This window comes from Paenibacillus sp. JZ16, from assembly GCF_015326965.1.
In the GTDB taxonomy this organism is placed as follows: Bacteria; Bacillota; Bacilli; order Paenibacillales; family Paenibacillaceae; genus Paenibacillus_AQ.
In genome coordinates, this window is record NZ_CP017659.1 from 1,715,693 (window position 1) to 1,737,315 (window position 21,623).

Annotated in this window: 19 protein-coding genes; 2 read left to right on the forward strand and 17 right to left on the reverse strand. The window is 46.2% G+C overall.

Annotated elements, in window-relative coordinates:
- Positions 1–108 precede the first annotated feature (108 nt).
- Positions 109–498: an antibiotic biosynthesis monooxygenase family protein gene (locus tag BJP58_RS07620; RefSeq protein WP_194543460.1), complete on the reverse strand. Its 390-nt coding sequence runs from the start codon at positions 496–498 to the stop codon at positions 109–111.
- A 153-nt stretch (positions 499–651) separates the two neighbouring features.
- Between BJP58_RS07620 and BJP58_RS07625 the strand changes: the two genes are divergently transcribed.
- The gene (locus tag BJP58_RS07625) at positions 652–951 is read left to right on the forward strand and encodes a hypothetical protein (RefSeq protein WP_194543461.1); all 300 of its coding nucleotides are present in this window, start codon (positions 652–654) and stop codon (positions 949–951) included.
- Positions 952–1,113: 162 nt separating this feature from the next.
- Here BJP58_RS07625 and BJP58_RS07630 read toward each other — a convergent pair whose 3' ends face one another.
- From BJP58_RS07630 to BJP58_RS07700, 15 genes are all read right to left on the reverse strand, one after another.
- Positions 1,114–2,046, reverse strand: coding sequence for an NAD(P)/FAD-dependent oxidoreductase (locus BJP58_RS07630; protein WP_194543462.1), 933 nt, complete (start codon positions 2,044–2,046; stop codon positions 1,114–1,116).
- 168 nt (positions 2,047–2,214) lie between these two features.
- The gene (locus BJP58_RS07635; RefSeq protein WP_194543463.1) at positions 2,215–3,444 is read right to left on the reverse strand and encodes a chromate transporter; all 1,230 of its coding nucleotides are present in this window, start codon (positions 3,442–3,444) and stop codon (positions 2,215–2,217) included.
- A 285-nt stretch (positions 3,445–3,729) separates the two neighbouring features.
- Entirely contained in the window at positions 3,730–4,959 is a 1,230-nt protein-coding gene (locus BJP58_RS07640) for a CynX/NimT family MFS transporter (RefSeq protein WP_194543464.1), read from the reverse strand.
- A 166-nt stretch (positions 4,960–5,125) separates the two neighbouring features.
- Complete coding sequence (locus tag BJP58_RS07645; protein WP_194543465.1) at positions 5,126–6,505, reverse strand: helix-turn-helix domain-containing protein; 1,380 nt, start codon at positions 6,503–6,505, stop codon at positions 5,126–5,128.
- A 315-nt stretch (positions 6,506–6,820) separates the two neighbouring features.
- On the reverse strand, positions 6,821–8,209 hold the full coding sequence (locus BJP58_RS07650; protein ID WP_194543466.1) for a helix-turn-helix domain-containing protein: 1,389 nt from the start codon (positions 8,207–8,209) through the stop codon (positions 6,821–6,823).
- 292 nt (positions 8,210–8,501) lie between these two features.
- The gene (locus tag BJP58_RS07655; protein ID WP_233355000.1) at positions 8,502–9,791 is read right to left on the reverse strand and encodes a VanZ family protein; all 1,290 of its coding nucleotides are present in this window, start codon (positions 9,789–9,791) and stop codon (positions 8,502–8,504) included.
- A gap of 214 nt (positions 9,792–10,005) precedes the next feature.
- Positions 10,006–12,597, reverse strand: a complete 2,592-nt coding sequence (locus tag BJP58_RS07660; RefSeq protein ID WP_194543467.1) for an ABC transporter permease — start codon at positions 12,595–12,597, stop codon at positions 10,006–10,008.
- Positions 12,594–13,277, reverse strand: coding sequence for an ABC transporter ATP-binding protein (locus BJP58_RS07665; protein WP_194543468.1), 684 nt, complete (start codon positions 13,275–13,277; stop codon positions 12,594–12,596). The genes BJP58_RS07660 and BJP58_RS07665 overlap by 4 nt, the downstream gene beginning before the upstream one ends.
- Positions 13,278–13,366: 89 nt before the next feature.
- Positions 13,367–14,302, reverse strand: coding sequence for a VanZ family protein (locus BJP58_RS07670; protein WP_194543469.1), 936 nt, complete (start codon positions 14,300–14,302; stop codon positions 13,367–13,369).
- A gap of 94 nt (positions 14,303–14,396) precedes the next feature.
- On the reverse strand, positions 14,397–15,398 hold the full coding sequence (locus tag BJP58_RS07675; protein ID WP_194543470.1) for a sensor histidine kinase: 1,002 nt from the start codon (positions 15,396–15,398) through the stop codon (positions 14,397–14,399).
- Positions 15,399–16,082, reverse strand: coding sequence for a response regulator transcription factor (locus BJP58_RS07680; protein ID WP_194544864.1), 684 nt, complete (start codon positions 16,080–16,082; stop codon positions 15,399–15,401).
- 321 nt (positions 16,083–16,403) lie between these two features.
- On the reverse strand, positions 16,404–17,198 hold the full coding sequence (locus tag BJP58_RS07685; protein WP_194543471.1) for an ABC transporter ATP-binding protein: 795 nt from the start codon (positions 17,196–17,198) through the stop codon (positions 16,404–16,406).
- On the reverse strand, positions 17,198–18,118 hold the full coding sequence (locus tag BJP58_RS07690) for an ABC transporter permease (protein ID WP_194543472.1): 921 nt from the start codon (positions 18,116–18,118) through the stop codon (positions 17,198–17,200). Before BJP58_RS07690 ends, BJP58_RS07685 begins: the two co-directional genes overlap by 1 nt.
- A gap of 61 nt (positions 18,119–18,179) precedes the next feature.
- Positions 18,180–19,220: an ABC transporter substrate-binding protein gene (locus tag BJP58_RS07695; RefSeq protein WP_194544865.1), complete on the reverse strand. Its 1,041-nt coding sequence runs from the start codon at positions 19,218–19,220 to the stop codon at positions 18,180–18,182.
- 290 nt (positions 19,221–19,510) lie between these two features.
- Complete coding sequence (locus tag BJP58_RS07700; protein WP_113058746.1) at positions 19,511–20,149, reverse strand: SGNH/GDSL hydrolase family protein; 639 nt, start codon at positions 20,147–20,149, stop codon at positions 19,511–19,513.
- A 201-nt stretch (positions 20,150–20,350) separates the two neighbouring features.
- On the opposite strand from BJP58_RS07700, the gene trhO reads away from it, so the two are divergent.
- Positions 20,351–21,256 carry an oxygen-dependent tRNA uridine(34) hydroxylase TrhO gene (trhO, locus tag BJP58_RS07705; protein WP_194543473.1) on the forward strand — a complete coding sequence of 302 codons (906 nt, stop codon included), beginning with the start codon at positions 20,351–20,353 and terminating at the stop codon, positions 21,254–21,256.
- Positions 21,257–21,356: 100 nt separating this feature from the next.
- Here trhO and BJP58_RS07710 read toward each other — a convergent pair whose 3' ends face one another.
- Positions 21,357–21,611, reverse strand: a complete 255-nt coding sequence (locus BJP58_RS07710; protein WP_009590675.1) for a YuzB family protein — start codon at positions 21,609–21,611, stop codon at positions 21,357–21,359.
- Positions 21,612–21,623: the final 12 nt, after the last annotated feature.

Consider the following 21,623-nt stretch of genomic DNA (forward strand, 5'->3'; position numbering starts at 1 on the left):
TGCCGGATATTCGGCTCCCACGTCCTTTCAAATGCGGCAAGAAGCTGTCCAAGGACAGCTTCCGAAAGTGCACCCTATGGACGGATCATCCGATATTTAAAAATCTGATTATTCTGCCGTCCTTTCTTCCTGTGAAGAAGTCGAATCCGTCCTGCTTTCTGGAATCAATAGTTTGGTCAGCTCCGCTTCAGCCTGCTCGCGACGATCGATCCGGATATCGATATAATGCTTAACCTCAGGCGGCCGGGCATAAAACGGCTCCAGGGACGCATTCCACAGCTTATAGTCCGGATGCCCGCGGAAGCCGATCAGGTGATCCTTAATGCCGCTCCAGCGGACAAGGAATATATATTCATCCCGGTTCTCCACGCACTTGTTAAGCTCATGGCTTACATATCCCTTTTTCGTTAACAGAACGGCGGAAGCTTCCCGAAAGGCACTTTCAAACTCGCTTGCCAACCCCGGTTTGATATAAAGTATCGCTGATTCCAGTATCATATCGTATCCCCCTCTTCGATATCCATCCGATCAACGGTAAAATGTAACGCTTGTATATAGCAGCGTCATCCTAGGAAAACAAACAAGTAGGTGCAGTCAAGTATATGCTGATATAATGAGAAGCATGAATACACTTATAAGGATGAGACAAACATGGCATTCGGCATCTCGAGACAGGAATTGCAGCAATGGAAGCAGAAGGTTGCACAAGGAGACATCGCTTTTTTGACCCATTATTGGTTCGACAAACGGTTTCCGGAGTTTAATACCGTAACCAAAGTAGGATGCTCGAACATCCAGCGCCTGGAAGACTGGTGTGTATCCAACGGACTTAATCCGGAATATATCCATTACCGTCTGCCTTACCCGCATTTTGATCTGATCGGTCCCAAGCAAACCGAATTACTGCAAAAGTATAACCTCGAAGATCATATCACCCGCTTCGGTCTGTAAACGCGGATCGGTTTATTTTCTCAGAAGACAACAAAACCCGCCTTGATCCACGGCCATTCTCACTACTTGCCGTAATTGAACAGGCGGGTTTTTTAAATATTACTGCATCGACTGGTTCGTACCGAGATTTTCGGATTGTTCTGATCTATTTCTATAACATCCTCATGTAACGGCTCCGCTAGTCATCTTCTTCAGAGTCTTGTTAATCCAGATCGCAGCCATTGCGCCTTCCCCCATCGCCACGGTGGTTAATTCGGAATGGACGCCCAGGTCACCCGCGGCCCAAAGTGACTCGACACTCGTCATTTTGGACCTTGGATCGGTCTTGACATGACGGTTGTGCTCCAGCTCTGCCCCCAACTGCTCGGCCAATTCGGAATGGATCATATTCCCGCCAAAAGATAGGAACCCCCGCTCCGCAGGCACGATGCTCCCATCCTCCAACACAACGGCCGATAGGATGCCGCCTTCCTCACGAATTTCCGACACCTTTTTCTCTATATACGGAATCCCGAGCTCCGCCAATTGGGACATATGCTCGGAAGAAGCCGGCTCCCCCTCATGATTGATGTAGATGATATCCTGGGTTCGCTCCGATAGCAGCACAGCCATACTGGCACCGGGATCACCTGATCCCATTACGACGGTCTTGCGATCCTGAATTTCATAACCATCGCAATCAGGACATACAAAGACGGATGTGCCCAGCGTGGGCATCAGGCCTGGCAGCTGGGGAAAACGGTCCATCACGCCTGTTGCGAGCAGCAAGGTTTTGGCCCTGTAATGAACTCCATCTTTACCAGTTAACACAAAATACTCCGATTCATCCCGTTCCGCCTTCCGGATATCATCGGCTGCAAACGTAACGCCGACAGATTCCGCCTGCAGGCGCCCCCGCCCCCTGAGCTCTTCACCAGAGACCCCATCTGGCCATCCAAGGATATTGCGGTAACTCTTGCAGATGGTGGACCGCCCCGTTCCCCGGTCGATCACCAGGACATCATAGGCAGAATACCGCCCCAGCTGTATAGCCGCCTGCAGACCTGCAATTCCGCCGCCAATGATAATGCAATCCTTCACTTCGGTATCCAACATGTAGGTTTATCCACTCATTTCTATATCGAATTAAGCGCAAGAACTCTTTGCTTCAAGATATACTTCAAGAAGAGAGGTACACCCTAAATATTTAACCAATCTGCCGTGATTTACTCCTGAAAAATCAAATAGACCCCGGCACACAGCGCCGAGGTCCAAACCAATGAATTACAGGAGAAGCTGTCCGGCTAATGCACCGGCAATCACAACAAGCCACGGAGGGCTCTTCCAGAACATCAGCATCCCGAACAGCCCCGCGCCGATCACAAATTCAAGCGGACTGTGGATGGAGGATGTCCATATGGGATGGTATAGAGCAGCCAGCAGAATCCCGACCACTGCCGCATTCATGCCCGTCAGCAAGCCTTGCAGCTTAGGGTTTCTGCGGATGCTGTTCCAGAAAGGCATGGCCCCTACGATAAGCAGAAATCCAGGCAAAAAGATAGCCAGTGTAGCCATGATACCTCCAGGAATCCCCTGAATCAAGACCCCGAGGTAAGCGGCAAAAGTAAATAACGGACCGGGTACTGCCTGTGTTGCTCCGTAACCCGTCAGGAAATCCTCTTTAGACATCCAGCCGTTCAGCACCGTCTCATTCTCCAGCAGCGGGAGAACGACGTGCCCTCCGCCGAATACTAGCGATCCGGCTCGGTAGAAGCTGTCCACCATGGCTACCCAACCGTTATCGGTCAACCCTTTAAGGAGCGGCAGACCCACTAATAACACAACAAACAGGCCCAAGCAAAAGAGTCCGGCTCTCCGTCCGATCGGCATCTTTATCTCGGGTGCTGCTTCTTCGTTCGCTTGACGCTTGAACAACCACAGTCCCGATAAGCCGGCAAGAGCGATGACCGTCACTTGAGAAATGGGACTCTGCCACAGCAGAACGACTGCCATGGCTATTAACGCTATAGCCGCCCTTACAGGGCCTGAGGCCAGCTTTCCTGCCATACCCAGAACCGCCTGCGCCACGATGGCCACTGCGACAATTTTCAGCCCTTGAATCCAGCCTGCCGAGCCGGGATCGAAGGTTTGCATCAAATAGGCGAAGATCATAAGCATGAGTACGGACGGTAATGTGAAGCCAAGCCAGGCGACGATGCCGCCCCAGATGCCCGCTCGCATCATCCCAACTCCAATACCCACCTGGCTGCTGGCGGGTCCGGGAAGAAATTGGGCCAGGGCCACCAGATCCGCATAGCTTTTTTCGTCCAACCATTGCTTGCGGCGCACATAAGTCTGGTGGAAGTATCCAAGATGTGCGATCGGTCCGCCAAACGATGTGAGCCCCAGCTGCAGAGCGGTCCACCAGGTTTCGCCGAGGGCACGCCACCTGCCAGAGGGCTGCCTATTGCCAACTTGAGCTTGAACTTGTTCTTTGTCTGTCTCCGGATTCAATATTCATCGCTCCCCATATGCTTGGTGTCTTGTAATAGAAATCGTAAACCCGTTAACCGTTAAGTATACAGGTCATCTTTATCAAATTTCAGAGTATACCAAACTCTCATGATCAATCTACCCATTTATGTAAACGCTATGTAAAATCTAAAGAATTTTGAGTGATATCGTGTGAAATTCCGCTATATGTACTAAAAAAAGAACGACCCAGCTGAACTTATGTCCATGGATCGCTCTTCTGTTCCTATTCAATGTATGCGCCACTTTTATGTGACTTGTATAACGTTAAGCCTCCGGCTTCGTTTCGTTCGGCACGGACAGATACCCTGGTTTCGCAGCGCCAAAACCAAAAATGAACAATACAACGACAATGGCGGATAATACCGCCAGAGGCACCTTCCATCCGCCTGTCGCATCATGCAGGAAACCGATGAGCAGCGGACCTACAGCAGCCAATAAATAACCCAGCGACTGGGCCATACCGGATAAAGCGGCAGCTTCTTGAGCCGATTTCGTACGAAGGGTAAAGAACATCAGGGATAAACTGAAATTGGCCCCGCCTGAAATACCTACCAGCATCACCCATAGCAGATTTAATGAAGTCAGGCCAGAAAACAAGCCTGCATATCCGGTCAGCATAGACAAGGCAGAGATCGTCACCAGCATGCGCTGATTGGGATTCCTCCCAGCCAGAACAGGAATAATAAAGGAGAATGGCAGGCTGACAAATTGGAGAATCGAGAGCATCCAGCCCGCGGCACTATAATCCATGCCTTGGCTTCTTAGAATCTCGGGCAGCCATGAGATGTTCACGTAGAACGTAAACGATTGAAGACCCATGAATAAAGTAATGTACCAAGCAAGCGGTGACCTCAGCACACTCTGATGTTTGGTAGCAGCCGAACTGACCTCAGCGGTTCTTCCGGAGCTCCGGCGCTGGATGATCCATACGATGAGAGCCAAGACGGATAACGAACCCCAAATTAATAGGGACCCTTGCCAACCAAGACCTGCTTGGGTAGCCAGCGGCACGCTGATCCCGGATGCGATCGCGGCGAGCAGGTTCATCGAAGCAGAGTACGTCCCCGTCATCAATCCGATATGCCGCGGGAAATCCCGCTTGACCAGACTTGGAAGCAGCACGTTCCCAACGGCTATAGCCATTCCGAGAAATGCGGTACCGATTAACAGCGTATAAGGGGATGATATCGAGCGGATGCCGATGCCAAATGTCAGCACCACCATACTTAGTAAAAGAGTAGTCTCCAGCCCCCATTTTTTAGCCATGGCCGGTGCCATTGGCGACAATAAAGCAAAGGCTAATAGCGGCAGTGTAGTGAGCATACCCGCCAACGTGTTCGAGATTCCCGTATCGTCGCGGATGATCCCGATCAGCGGGCCAACCGATGTAATCGCCGCTCTCAGGTTAATGGCAATCAGGATAATACCTGCAAACATCATCCATGTGCGCCCGGCGGAAGTTGTGTTTTGATCTATTGATGTTCTTGATGTCATGACATGAACTCCTTACTTTCAAGCGATATGTAAAAATAAACTTATCCGAGTTTATCACAAACCCGGATATTAGGCTATAGCCTCGGGAAGCTTCATGGCAGCTTATAGGGCCAGTCTGTCGCCTATTCAGCGTTGTACATTAACCTGTAGACGCACGTATAGAGCCCTACACAAGTGGGCTCCAAGCATACACGGATAACTTTTGGACATCACGAATGAATTCATTATACCGTTTCTGTATTTCCTCGGATGCGTACTGACGGAACTGCTCGAAGATCCCCATGCACCGCAGCATCCCGTTATCACTTTTGGTTCTTATCGAATACTCGAGGCTGTCCAGGATATAGGATAACCCCCGATCATACTGTTTAGCATTTAAATAGTATATCCCTAACTCGGCGAGGAGGCGGGTGTACCGGTTTAATGTGACCTGATCGCTAACCTTTCCAAGTTGATTTTGCTGCGATCTATAATGCAGATGCTCTTTAAAGCGTTCCAAAATTGGATCAACCTGAAGTTGATAACGATTAGCTGCGACCATGATATTGCATAGAGCTAGAAAAATCTCATCATTTCTTGATTCAACATAATCTACATACTGATTCAGAGAACCTGGCTGCCCACTCATTAAACCATACATATATCGATTAGCCTCAGCCCATTCGCTGAACTGCTCCAAAATCAGAGATTCCTCTTGGCTCGGATTTATTACCCAATCTGGTTTATCATACAATGATACATAGTGGAGAGCATGATCGTAATCACCTCGTTCTTGATACACAAATGCCTGAATTAGGTACGAATATAGTAAATAAAAAAGAAGAGGTCTCTTTGGAAATTCAAGCGATTCAAACGTATCTCTATTTTGCTGATAATGAATTCTGGCTTGATGTTCCATTCTTTTGGCTAGAGCTTCGATTTTACCCATTCGCTGCAAAGATATATTTAAATTAATAAGCTTAACTAACGCATCCAATTGATAGATTTCATCTAACCTATCAATATAAGGCTCAAAGTATACAGCTGCTTGTAAATTTTCCTCTTGGTTCTCACCTAACCTGATTAAGAATAGTCGATACTGGCAAAGAGCTAACCGTTCGGAATACTGAAATTTTTCACACTCGGCAACGCACTCGTATAACAAAGCTGCGGCTTCACGCTTCTCCTCGTTGAATAAGGTCTCCGCCATATCAAAAAGCATCGGTGCGTAGTTAATGTTTTCCATCGTCATTCGTGCAGCTCTATGCAAACAATCCAATTTATCCAGTTCTGCACATCGCTCAAGAAAAGGTCCAAGCCTTCGCCAATCCGGAGTCGTATGAAAAATGCTTTCCGTTATGTAAAGTTCGTAGAAATGCCCCTCTTCCAGACCCATCCCTTCGGTTATCCGGTCTAACTGGTGCATGGACATGGGACGATTCCCATTCAGGATATTACTAAGTGTCCCGCTGTTAATACCTGATATCCTGGCAAATTGGTTGATTGTCATATGATGATTCTGCAAATATCTAACTATTTCTCCGCGAATCGTGGCTGTCGTCTCCAAGTAACAACACCCCCAGATGGAAAACCAAGTATTAGTATAGTAAATAATTACATGCTATTATTTTACATTCGTTTGGTCAATAGTGATAATGAATTGCTCTTTTTTTATAATTCGAAAAATACATTAATAAAAAGAAGATAGTCCCTCGTTTTTCAGGAACTATCTTCTTTAAGATATCTTTAGTACCAGTATTATCACTGTATCCTAACTTATTAGCTTCCGACACCATGATCATGTGATAATGTTGCCCGATGTGTCGGATCTAACAGATCCGCATTGTTTGAAATAACGGGTAATGTTATTAGCATTACAATACTAAATGTAGCTAGTAGACAAGCCAATTTTCTTTTCATTTAAATCCTGCACCTCACTTACTAAAGTTTTATAGCGTTTCTGACATTCATACGAAGAAAAATCGCGAAACTGTTCAAATAATCCCATACATCTTAGCATACCCCTGTTACTATTTATTGTAATAGATCTGTCTAAACTTTCCAATATAAATTGTAAACCTTTGTCGTAATTTTTTGAATTCAAATAATATATTCCTAATTCAGACAAAAGTCGGGTATATCTTTCAGTATTAACTTGTCGATTAATGGTGCCTATATTACTTGATTGATCTTTAAGTATTAAATACACCTCAAAACGTTCCAATATTTGTTCTACGTTCAAGTCAAAACGATTGGCAGCGATCATAATATTACACAGTGCAGTGAAAATTTCATTCTCTCTGGTCGAAATGTATTCTACGTAATCAGTTAAAACCTCAACTTGTCCAACCATAAGCTGGTAGAGATATTTATTAGCCTCTCCCCAGTCCTTAAACTGATTGATAACCCGAAGTTCATCTATAGAAGGCTCAGTAACCCAGTCAGGATTCATATATAATGATACATAGTATAATCCTTGCTCATAATTTCCTCTTTCTCGACAAACATTTGCTTGAATTAATTGAGCGTACAAAATATAGAATATTAAAGGTTTCACCTCTCCTGCCTCTAGATCATACATTTTCACATCATTCTGATACTGAATCTTTGCTTTACTACCCATTTTTTTAGCTAATTCTTCAACTTTATCCCATCGATTTAGCGATACATTTATATTGATCAATTGTCTTAATGCATCCAACTGATACATTTCATCTAAACGATCCACAAACGGCTCAAAATAAACGGCAGCCTGCAAGTTTGCATCCTGATCATCTGTGAGTTCTAATACAAACAACCGATACTGACAAAGGGCCAACCGCTCCGAATGCTGAAATCGTTCACTCTCCGCCACACTTTTATACAGCAGTACAGCCGCCTCATGTTTTCCCTCTTTGAAAAAAAGCTCTGCCGTTTCAAAGAGTAAGGGGGAATAAGAGATATTATCCATCGTCATCCGGACAGCCTTGTCCAAACAATTCAGCTTCCCCAGCTCCGCGCATCGGTGAAGAAACGGACCCAGCCGACGCCAATCCGGCGTAGCATGAAAGATGCATTCATCTATATACAACTCGTAAAAATACCCCTCTTCCAGACCCATACCTAACGTAATCCGGTCCAACTGCTGCATGGAAATCGGACGGTTCCCATTCAGAATGTTGCTGAGTGTGCCGCTATTGACCCCCGATATCTCAGCAAATCGATTAATCGTCATTTCGTGCTTATGTAGAAACTCTTCCATTTGTTCGCGAATCGTGGCTGTCCTTTCCAAGCTAACACCACCCTCTAGGATCGAACCCAAATATTAGTATATTTCTCTATACAGTAATCATATTGATTAATATTCCAGCGGTCAATACTTATTTACGTCATTTTTTTACAAAAAATAACCAATACAATTTAAAAATGCCAAAATCAGCACTTTTCTTTACTATTTATATATCGTCATATGGATCACTACGATGAGAAAAAGCGCTCCGAAATTTTCGGAAGCGCTTTGAAAGTTGGATTACACCTTAACGACCCTGACTTCAATCAAGTGCCGTTACTTACTATATACTCTCCTAGCTCCTTCTTGCCTGAATTAAGGTGAACCAATCCGAATCCCCATTAAATACACCGTGTACTCTGTATACAGGCTGATAGAAGCCCTTCGTGTCATATATAAACGTAAGCTCAATTCCTGTTATATCTAGTTGGTCACCTTTTTTAATGACGAGTTGATCAGGCTTTAATATTGCATTTCTTTTGATTTGAGGAAATTCTCCATCCTTGATACGCTCATATACCTCTGCAGGAGACAGGATATCTACTTCCTTAATGAATTGATTCTCTTGGATCCCGTTATTTATCGAGTAGATACTGCCATCTTGTTTAAGACCGAGTAACAATTCGCCAGTCCAGTAACTTTCGGTTAACCCCGCTTTATCCGGGAGGGTCCATTGAAATTCTCCGTCCTCCAACGCTGTAACATCAGCCTCTTGGGGGAGTATGCCAAGATCGGCCATCATGATTTTGGCTTTTGAGAGCAGCGGTTCTTGGTCAGCGAATGAAGCCCGATCTGGTACATAATTGTTCTCGGTTAACGACCAGTTCCCCTCTTGGGATTGATAGAATGTATATGATGTTCCTGATTTGTCTTCCATTAGAACCTCACGATCGCCGCCTCGCTCCTTAACCTTCAACACAGATAATCCTAACTTTTGCTGCAGCAGGGCTTCTACACTATCCCGCTGAGTGATTTTCTTGTATACGGGGGCGACCGCAGGTACCGAGCTTAGCTGAAGGGATGTTGTCACTTCAACATCTGTCATATTCCATTGGGTATATGTGTTTATGGCCAGATTGCCGAACTCCTGTTGGGAATACACAATATGCATACCGACAAAAAACAAACCCATGATCAGAGGTATCGCCAGGTTTCCCAGCAGACTTTTCATTCTGACTTTTTTGTTATGAAAAATGGAAGCAGCAAGTCTGTATAACTGATATCCAAAAATACCACCAAGCGTGTTGTTCATGATATCAGCAAGCTCAAACAGCCCTGCCCCTGACAGCGTCTGGTAAGTTTCAATAAAGAGCGTAGAACCTACAACGACTAGAAGCAGCCACTTAAATGCTTTACATTTTCGACTGATAAAAGGCAGCAATATTCCCATCGGGATAAACATGATGATATTAAATATACCGTTCTGAAGATCACGTAAGGAATACTTGTTCCATGCTTCAACATAATCGCTGAATGGATGGAGATTCATCTGCAAGAAATGAGAATTGCCGCGGCCCAACATAGTTAGCTCGAGTACAAATACAACATATCCGATAAACAGTGCGCCAAGAAAAAGCTTTTTCATTTGAATCCGTGGCTTTCCCTCTGATTTTTGTTTTCTATAAATATAACCCGATTAGAACGAATTCGATCCCGATAATTAATATGACCGGCAGCATTAAAATACGTAGATTCGTATAGATTGCATCGATCCCCAAGACGAGGTCCCCCTTATGACTTTATTCTAATGATGGTTGACACTGTCTTTCCTTGCAGTTTCAAGTCAGAGCCGGTCATTTTTATATACTCTCCTGCTTTAACGCGTCGATAATGTTTTCCTTTTTTACTTTCGCGCTGGAATATAGCATGGCAGAACCGACAATGACAAATACAGCGGCAATGACAGACAGAATACTCATCCAGGGAAGGACGAATCCGTAGCTAAATTTGTTCACAAATGCCTTATAGATCACATACATCACGATGAAGCTGATAGGAAGCCCGAACAGCAGTGATTTGGCCCCATAAACAACACTTTCGTAGTTCATCATTTTCGCAAAGCCTTTTGGCGTCATTCCAACGGATTTCAGCATCGCAAATTCCCGCTTTCGAAGGGAGATGCTCGTTGAGATCGTATTAAAAATATTCGCAATCGAAATCACGGAAATTAATACGATAAAGCCATAAGAAAAGACGGACATCAATAGTATCATCTGTTCTTCCTGTTTTCTGGATTGGTACAAATTGTACGCATACAGATTAGGCTCTTTCATATCTTCGATCTCCTGCTGCGTTTTCAGCGGGTCCGCACTTTTCAGATAGAGAAAGGTTTGAACGAACTCCCCGCTCTTATCGTCTGCCAGTTGATTCAGGACCTGTTCCGAAACGACTATATTTAGCCCGCCTGTTCCGACTAAGCTCATCCCCATCGGAGATCGATCCGTCAACGCCGCAATGTACACTTTACTTACATCCGTCTCTTGCTCCGTTTCCTCATAGATCGTTGTCAAATCGAGACTTTGTCCAACATTTGCATGAATAGCCTTCTTTCGGACATATTTTCCCGTATCCATATCTTTATTATCGATCGTATCGATCACGATGGCGGCGGGATGATCCGGATCCGTCAGTGACTCGTAATCTGCGCCGACTGCTTTGGCATAAGCCCGCAGGTTCGAATCATTTAGTGCAGCGATTTTAATATCATAAGGATATTTTCCGTCCTTCAGCATGCTCTTATCCTTCTTGACCGCCTCCTGCAATTCATCGGCGATGGACGCTTCTTCGATCCAAGCGTTCCTGTACAACTCATGAATCACGCTGTATTCCGACACATCCGAAAGGGATGCAATGGATTGAACCAACCGATCGTCTATTCTTTTTTCATTGCCGTAGGATAGCTCAATATCATAATTGACGCCTTCCTGCGACATGGCCAAGGATTGTTTCAGATTGCTGGTAAAAAATGATACCGTTAAAAACAGAACGATGCTGATCACGAGCGAGAATACGGTGGCATGGTACCTCCGCTTGTTCCTTTTTAAGTTTTTCAATCCGATCTCCGCTTCGATTCCGAAGAGCTTTCGAATCCATTTCGATGTTTTCACGGTTTTGCCCGTAAGCTTCACATCGGTTGTTTGGCGTATCGCATCCATGGCGGAAATCCGGGATGCTTTGACGGCCGGGTAATACGTCGAAATGAAAATCGTCAACATCGAAACAGCGAAGGTAATCAAAAGCGATAACGGCGTGACGATTACCGTTAGCTTTTCAGTAATTCCTAAAGCTCCTTGTATTGTAGCGTTAATAAACTGAAAAGTAATGCCGATCCCGGCAAGACCGCATAGGATTCCAACAGGAATGCTGATCAAGCCAATAATGACACCTTCAAAAAACACCGAATTTCTCTTCTGCCTTTTTGTAGCCCCCACGCTTGCCAGCATCCCTAAATGGCGGGAACGTTCCGAGACGGAAATCGCAAAAGCATTATAAATGAGCGAAACCGAGCCGATCATAATAACCGCGATCAGGATCACCGATAATGAGAACATCGTGCTGTACGAAGCTTCGCTTTTGGAGACGCCATAATAATGAAGCAAATCGTGATGATATTGGACCGTTTCGATATGGTTGTCCTTTGCCAAATTTGCCGCATGAGCGAATAAGGACTGATTGACTTTTTTCAAGACCACCGCCGCATGGACTCGATCGTTTGCCCCCATGAGGTTTTCATCGACATAGCTAATGGTCGTATACCCCGGGGCCCACGCCGGTTCCCATACGGGATGCTTGATGAAGCCTACCACCGTGTAATCCCTTGTCGTTATATTTTGCAGCGTTTCGTTCTTTTCGTTATCTACGAAACGCAGCGATTCGGTTTGATCCAGCGGTTGATCGTTCCCTACTTCGAATCGTTTGCCGATGCGAAGGGTAAGACGATCCCCAATTTCATATTTCACCTTGGCGTTTGTCGCAACGGCTTCAGAAATCACAACTTCCTTGTCCGTTTGCGGCAGACGCCCCTTGCTCAATTCAATTGGAAATTGCGCTAAACCCTGTGCATCGTACGCCTTGATGAACAAATACGGCTTATTTGTATTTTGTCCCCCTTCTAATGGGGCATAGCCAATATCCTTGGTGATTGCAAGGGTCTTGGTTGCATCATCGTTTTTTATCGCTGCAAGCTGTTCCTTGTTGACATCTTGGTATAGGACATGCCATTCCCCTTCATCCGCGATGGTTTGCCTTTTCATTAAATCCAAGTAAGAAAAACCAAGCGTTGCAACAGCCGTCACCATGGCAACTGACAACATGACACCCAGAATGGTTACAAGCGTTCGTCTCTTGTTTTGCCTCAAATGTCTGACGGTGAGTTTATTGACAATATTCAAGGGCGAATCACCTCGTCTTTGGCCATTCTTCCGTCCTCAATCGAAATGACCCTGTCCGCTTGCAAAGCGATTCGTTCGTCATGCGTGATCACGATCAATGTCTGGCGATAGGTTTTATTCAACATTTGTAATAAGTCGATGATCTCGCTGCTATTCTTGCTGTCCAAATTCCCGGTGGGTTCGTCCGCCAGCATAATGGCAGGATTACTAATGACCGCTCTTCCGATCGACACCCTTTGCTGTTGTCCGCCTGATAATTGATTGGGCAGATGGTTTAAACGATGTTGCAGATTCAGAGTCTTCACCAGACCATCCAACTGCTTCTGATCTACCTTTTGGTTATCAAGCAAGAGCGGGAGCGTAATATTCTCTTCCACCGTCAGGACGGGAATCAGATTAAAAAACTGGTAGATCAGTCCGATTTGTCTCCGCCTGAAGATGGCCAGCTGCGTTTCGTCCAAGTTATACATGTCCGTACCCTCTACGAGGACTTTGCCGCTAGTCGGCCGATCCACACCGCCCAGCATATGCAGCAGCGTGGATTTCCCCGATCCGGACGGGCCGATAATCGCGACGAATTCGCCTTTTTGAACCGAAAATGAAATATCGTCAAGCGCCTTTACCGCCGATTCGCCTGTGCCGTATATTTTAGACAAATGCTCGATTTTTAAAATTTCCATTGCCATATCTCCTAAAAGTTTTGTGGGCGTTACTTCTTGAATCGACTTCGTACAAAACTCACTTCGGAAGCATGGGCGCCCCTTCATGCTCAATTCCAGCTATAAACCATCTCTTTATATCCAACATCCCACAGGGTTACATTTCCCTCAATGGTTATCGTAAGCTCATTGGCCTGAGGGAGATAAATGGAGCTCATATCCGGCTCATGGCGTCCGGCTTCTACAGATACAGTCAGGAACTCATGTCCATCGGCGGTAACCCTAATGCTGCCTCGGGAATCCTCCTGATCGGGAATCCCATAATTCAAAAAGAGGTACACCTCCTTCTTATTGCCAAACGTATACGTGTACGTTTCCTTGCTTTTGCCTTCGATGCTGTACACATTATATTGGGGTTCCACGTCTTGACCGCTTATCTTAAGAGTGTTCAGTTTGGTTCCCGTTGAAAGATTCCCCGTACTATCCCTTAAATCGTTTATCGCTACAAAGGGGCTCATCTCTTTGGTCAACACTTGGTCAACGATCCCAAAGACACCCCACACCCCGAGCATAAGGATTAAACCAGAAAAACCGGCATAAACAATATTTTTCCAGTTACTGTTCGTGCGAAAGCCAAGTTTGTACGCCCCGAAGCCTATGGCTGCCCCAAATGAGTTCTGTATGACATCGTTCATGTCGAAGCTGCCGAGGAATGTTAGCGCCTGAATCGTCTCCAGCACGAGAATGGATAGGATGAACAAGGTCATAAAGCGAACAAAGCTAGTCCGATATAACAACGGAATCAATATGCCAAAAGGAATGAACGCGGCGATGTTCCCGAAACCCACAAGATCCATCAGCGTAGGATGTAGAGGATCTAATCTTGGCAACCTGAAAAAACTGTCAGGCAAAAATATAAAGGTGTACTCGGAGATTTGATCTACCTTACCTACTCTGCCGAAAGCGAAAAACAAAAAATAAAGAATAAACAGGGTGTAGAAAATCGTGATAGCAAAAATAATCTGGCGTTGTTGCTTCAAATGCATGGTCGTACCTCCATCGTTCATCTGTTGAATATCATTTTATCTGTCTAAAATGACTTTTCAGTGACGATGAAGGTGACAATTCAGTCACTTACGATTAAATCACTTGTTTATAGAACTTAATTCGAAATTGCGTACCCTTGTCGCTGCTGCTTGTCACATCGATCACTCCGTTCTGGCTTGCAATAATGCTGTAAGCCATCGCAAGACCAATGCCGATGCTCCCCTCGCTCGCATTTTTCCCTTTATAAAAACGCTTAAATATATAAGGTAAATCTTCTTTTGGAATTCCTTTACCGTTATCGGCAATGATAATTTCCGTAAATAGCGCATTTTCGGAAAAAGAAATGGCTATGCTTCCGCCTTCATGCGTGTGCTCGACGCCATTTTTCAATATATTAATGAGCGCTTCGGCCGTCCATTTGAAATCACCGACAAATGAGACGTTGTCATCACCCTTGATGGTTACCGTTTGGTCCTTGATTTCCAACGGAATCAACACCGGTTCTAATGCCTTTTGTATAAGCTTATTTACGAATACCTGGTCTTCTTTGAACTGGATTGTCTTTTCCTCGATTTTCGATAGCTTTAACAAGGAAGAAACAAGCCAATCGATTCGTTCAAGCTGAATACGGATATTGCGAGTGAACTCTGTTCTTTTCGCTGGAGGCAGGTGGGGTTTGCTTAATAAATCCGCCATCACCGTCATGGAGGTAAGCGGCGTTTTAAGCTGATGCGATATATCGGAAATGGCATCCGTTAGCCCCGTTTTGTCTCGCTGCAGAAGCGACCGCTGCTCTGATAGCATAAGCGTCACTTTATAAATATCATTCTTTAAAATGCTAAGCTCGCCTTCTTGATTATCGCGAGCGTCAAGTGAATAATTACCGCTGCTAATTTCACGCAAATAGACGGACAGCTTTTCAAGTTCGCGGTATCTCCATCTCGTGAATAACAGACTGCTTCCCATAAGTAAAATAGACATGATGAAAACGAGCGCCGCAGCTACAGACGAAATAAAAGCAGCTGCAACGCCCCCCGCTAAACTGATGGAACCCATAATCAACAACAAAATCTGAACCTCTCGATTACGCAGCATCTAATCACCAACCTTATATCCTAAACCGCGTACCGTTTTGATCATCGTGGGATGCTGCGGATCATCCTCCAGCTTTTCCCGCAGCCTTTTGATATATACCGTTAGCGTATTGTCGTTCACGAAGTCGCCTGCCACGTCCCAAATCTGCTCCAAAAGCTGATTTCTTGATAGAACTTGCCCAATATGGTTACCAAAAATCAACAATAAGCGATACTCCAAAGCGGTCAATGAAATTTCGGCGCCGTTTTTATACACTTTTCCTTCCAGCGTATTCATGCGAACCTGGTTCAGGTTAATGATCCCTTGGGTCTGAGGCGACTTATGGTATCTCCGCAGGACGGACTTGATCCGCGAGAGAAGCTCGCGAATACGAAAAGGCTTTGTAATATAATCATCGGCTCCCATATCAAGCCCCATCACGACATTGACCTCATCGTCGATCGCCGTTAAAAAGATGACCGGAATATCTCGTTGGTCTTTCACCATTCTGCACAATTCATAACCGCTTCCATCCGGAAGCGATAAATCAAATAAACATAGAGCGAATTGATCTATATCTTCAGTGAGCACTTTTTTTGCAGATTCAACATCATAGCAAAGAACGGTAGAAAAGCGATCTTGCTGCAGCGAATATTCCAGCCCGGACGCAATTGTTTTATCATCTTCCACTAGCAATATTTTCATCTGTAGATCATCTTTACGAACGACCATGAAGGAATAAGCCTCCTATATTCAAATGTCCGCTAGTTCAAGTTTAGCGGTCGTCAGGCATTTTCAAAGCACACTCTTGATGTTATTCCCGATTAAAGATGTGGCTCACCCAACATTAACACGTTATAAGGAATCCTTGCAAAAAGCGATGGAACTGAAACCAGTCATATTATTAACCGGCCTTGATAGATAACTGGCCAGGAAAAAATTAGCGTATAAAAAAACGCTAAGCCTGTCAAGATTGAAGGCTTAGCGTTTTATTCATAGAATGATTCCCGTCTCAACGCAAGATGCTTACCCAAGAACCAAACGATCATCCGACAGCTTATGACCGCTAATCTGCTCAAATTCCCCGAGCAGCTGCTCCACCGTCAGAGATTTCTTGCGCTCTTCGTTCACATCCAGAATGATACGTCCTTTGTCCATCATAATGAGGCGATTGCCTAGACGGATGGCTTGCTCCATGTTATGTGTGACCATGAGCGTGGTCAGCTTCATGTCGCGTACGATGTCATCGGTTATTCGGGTGATCAGCTCCGCACGTGCCGGATCAAGCGCTGCCGTATGTTCATCCAGCAGCAGGATTTGCGGCTGAGTGAAGGTCGCCATCAGCAAGCTTAGCGCTTGACGTTCCCCTCCGGAAAGCATCCCTACTTTGGCTCGGAGCCGATCCTCGAGACCAATGCCGAGCCGCTCTAAATGCTTGCGGAAGCCCGCGCGCTTGGAAGCTGTAACGCCAATGCTTAGCCCGCGGGACCGGCCGCGGCGATGAGCCATCGCGAGATTCTCTTCAATGGTCATATGCGGCGCAGTGCCCGCCATCGGATCCTGAAATACCCGGCCGATCCAGCGGCTGCGACGAAATTCCGGCAGATGGCCGATCGAAGTGCCGTCAATGCGCACTTCGCCTGCATCCGGCTTCATTACCCCGGAAATAATATTCATCAGCGTGGATTTACCTGCACCATTACTTCCGATAACCGTTACGAAATCCCCCGGCTTCAAGTGAAGATTGACATCCATCAAGGCAATCTTCTCGTCCACGGTTCCCGGATTGAACAGCTTGGACACACGGTTCATTTCCAGCATCAGAGCGCACCTCCTTTGGTCTTCCCTTGCGCAGCTAACAGTTCGGTTGAGCGCCTCCGTGCCTGTGAACGCTGTTTCATCGCCCGATTGATGGTCGGAACCACGAGAGCAATAATGACAATGATCGCGGTGATCAATTTCAAGTCCGACGCTTCCAGCCATGGAATCTCATAAGCAGCGGCAACAACAATCCGATAAATAATCGAACCGCAGACTACAGCCAGCGTCGTCCGGAATACCGAACCGGTCCCCAGCACGGCTTCGCCAATAATGACGGATGCCAGACCGATCACAATCATTCCGATACCGGAACTGATGTCGGCAAAACTGGACTGCTGAGCAACTACGGCCCCGGATAAGGCCACCAGACCGTTTGAAATGCTAAGCCCCAAAATGGTTGTTGTGTCCGTGTTCGCTCCAAAGCTGCGGATCATTCGCTTGTTATCTCCTGTCGCGCGCAGCGCAAGACCAAGATCCGTGCGGAAGAATGCATCCAGCAGCAGTTTTCCGATAATTACGATCACCAACATTATATAGATCGGATCGATCGATCCGAAGATATTCGCTTCCTGGCTTAACGAAATATTAGGCTTACCCATAATCCTCATATTGATCGAATACAAGGCAATCATCATAATAATGCCGGAGAGCAAACCGTTGATCTTGCCCTTGGTATGCAGCAGGCCTGTACAGATACCGGCTAACATGCCTCCGGCAAATGCAGCCAGCGTCGCAAGCCATGGATTCACACCGTTGGTAATCAGAATCGCCGCAATCGCTGCACCTGTTGTAAAACTTCCATCTACCGTCAGATCCGGAAAATCCAGAATCCGGAACGTAATATATACGCCAAGTGCCATCAGCGCATACAACAGCCCCAATTCAATCGGACCATCCAGCCTCATCACGAAATCCAGCATGTCATTGACCTCCTTAAGGATTCAGAAGTAAGGCGCGGGCTGTTATCTCCGCGCCTTACAGTTACTCGATGATGTTGTTGTCCGGGTCCTTGACTTCCTGTTTCATGGCGTCGGTCACTTCAATACCATAGTCAGCCGCAACCTTCGTGTTCAGAATCAGATCCAGCTTATCCGGCTTCGTCACTTCCATGTCCGCCGGATTTTTGCCGTTTTTCAGGATCTCTACAGCCATTTGTCCAACTTGATAGCCGTGGTCGTAATACTTAAATCCGACGGTTGCAAAAGCCCCCTTCTCCACCGTATCGCGGTCACTCGAGAAGAACGGAATTTTATTCTTTTGTGCCGTTTGGATAATCGCGTCAACGCCGCTGACCACGACATTATCCAACGTGATATAGTAAGCATCTACCTTGCCGACTAACGACTCCGCGGCCTGCTTCACTTCCGAAGTGTTTGTGACAGCTGCCTTAACCAGCTCGATGCCGTGCTCGGCAAGCGCCTCTTCAGCCGTCTTTGCCATCACCACTGCATTGGCTTCCCCTTCGTTAATGACAAGGCCGATTTTCTTCACGTCCGGGAAGTTAGTGCTGATGAAATCCATCAGCTGTTTAGCTGCCTCCGGATTCGTATCCGATGCCCCGGTGACGTTGCCACCCGGCTTCTGCAGGTCGCTCACCAGCTTCGCGTCAACCGGATCCGTCACCGCTGCAAACAGCACCGGCTTCTCCTTTACGTTCTCAGCCACGGCCTGTGCGGACGGGGTTGCGATAGCGACCACCAGATCCGACTTCGTATCCTTCAGCTTCTGACCGATCGACAGGTTGTTCGCTTGATCGCCTTGCGCATTGTTGTAATCGATTTTCAGCGTATTGTCATCCTCGGAAATTCCGGCATCCTTTAATGCTGCCAGAATGCCTTCACGCGTTGCATCCAAAGATGGATGTTCTACGATCTGCGAAATAGCGATGCTATAGGATTTCTTCTCCGCTTCTCCGCCGCTTCCCGTTTGAGTCGTACCGCCGCCTTCCGGCTTGTCCCCGCATCCTACCGCCGTAACCAGCAGTGCGGAGAGTGTTAGTGATATCCACATTTTTCTCTTCATCATGATTCCCCTCTCATTGGTTAACCGCTTCGTTCTTAAACCATAATTTTCTACATAAAGCGACAACGCTTCCCCGCTTTCATCGACGAAAGCATTAAAGTCAAAAAATAGGTCGTTCCAATTGAACAACGGTCTATTATGAACATTTTATATGTACCCAATTGTTTTCGTCAATCAAGATTTTATAAAGCGCATGATGGTTTACATAAAGAACATCCCCGGATGTCACATGCTTCCGGGGATGTCAGCCAAATGAAGTATTATTTAAATAGTAGAAAAAAAATCAATGTCTACAAAATCGATCGGCCATGCATCGTTGCTAACCACGCTTCGGCCATGAGCGCATGACCTGCCGGTGAAGGATGAACACCGTCAGCTGCCCAATAACTCATCTCTATCTTGGAGCTGGCTGCAGCAAAAATGCCGTCGAGCGGAACGTACAACGTCTCAAATTCTCGCGACAATTCCCGAACGGCCTGAATCTTGGGATCCAGATCCTCCCGCCACTCCTTCTTCGCTTCCGTAACAGGCAGCAAGAACGGCTCCATGAGAATAAAGTTTGCACCGGTTAACTCGCGGGTTTGGATAAGAAGCTCACGATACCCTTCATAGTAGGCTTCCACCGATGTTGCTTCACCCCGGTTATACTTCCTGCCGGTCTCATTAATACCGACCAGGATTGATACCCATGTCGGATCCAGATCAATACAGTCTTCCTCCCAACGCCCCCGCAAATCGACGACCCGGTTACCGCTGATTCCGCGGTTTACAAAACGCAGCCTTTTCAAAGGCAGCTCCATGCTTAGCCGGGCAGCAGCCATCAGCGCATATCCGTTCCCCAAACTGTCCGACTCCTCGTAATTTCGACCGCAATCGGTAATACTGTCGCCCTGAAACAATACGAGTGCATTCTGTTCGATATGTACCATGCTGTTCAACGCCTCCAATAATGAAAGTGTTCTCCTGCTCACCCCTTCATCATAACCGCTTTCAGGCGTTCATGAAACCCTTTAATTTCACATATCATGCCAAACTTTCTATACATTTAAGTTGACTATGTGGAGTGAATTCACTACAATTCTATAGGTACACGTATGGCTGAATATATAAAAAGAACAGGTGATTAAATCATGTCAGAGCAACAAAACTATCAGATCCTTCTCTATTATAAATTTGTTCAAATCCCGGACCCTGAAGCGTTCAAAGACGAGCATCTGCAATACTGCAAAGATCTCGGACTCAAAGGACGGATTCTGATTGCCTCCGAAGGCATCAATGGCACGGTATCCGGCACGATTGAACAAACTGAACAATATATGCAGGATATGCACGCTAATCCGCTATTTGCGGACATGGTATTTAAGATTGACCCTTCCGAAGGGCACGCATTCAAAAAGATGTTTGTCCGTCACCGCGAAGAACTCGTTACCTTCCGGGTGGAAGATGAGCTCGACCCTAACGAGATTAGCGGAAAACGCTTGTCGCCTCAGGAATTCTTTGAACATTTGCAGCGTGATGATGTCATCGTCATCGACGGGCGGAATGACTACGAATACGATATCGGCCACTTCCGCAATGCGATACGACCAGAGGTGCAATCGTTCCGTGAGTTTCCGGAGTGGATTCGCGAGAACCTGAGCGAGCACAAGGATAAAACCATCCTGACTTACTGCACAGGGGGCATTCGCTGTGAGAAGCTGACCGGCTTCATGCTTAAGGAAGGCTTCAAAGACGTTGCCCAGCTTGAGGGCGGCATTGTCACCTACGGAAAAGACCCTGAAGTCCAAGGCCGTCTGTTCGACGGGAAATGTTATGTATTTGATGAGCGTATTGCCGTGCCGATCAATCAAACGGACGAGGATGTCATCGTTGGTAAATGCCACCATTGCGGAAAGCCTGAAGATCGGTATATCAATTGCGATAACGACGCTTGTCACCTGCAGCATGTATGCTGCGAAGAGTGTGAGGAGCTTCATCATAGCTGCTGCTCTGCGGAGTGTGAAGAAATTGTGGCTGCAAGCCACAATGCTTCCTGAGCCAAGCCAGCCATAAATGCTATAACCAAACGAAAGGGCAAGGTGCGAATCACTCGCACCTTGCCCTTTTACTATACGATCTCGTCTACATTCAGACGTATTAAATATCATGGAAAACAGCCAGTTCAGCTTCGATAGCTGCTTTGATCTTCTCGACGCATTCTTCCGTCGTTGCCGCGAATACACGTTTACCATTCACCAGTGCATATGGCCGCAGCTTGCATAGACCGCAAAGATTCATGCAATCAGCCCGCAGGACAGCGATTTCGGGATACAATTCCTCAAGATGCTCAAGTTCCAAAGCACTCATCAAGTTGCTGTCGCATATTTCCACAACAACAATCCCCATCCCCATCTTCATCACCAC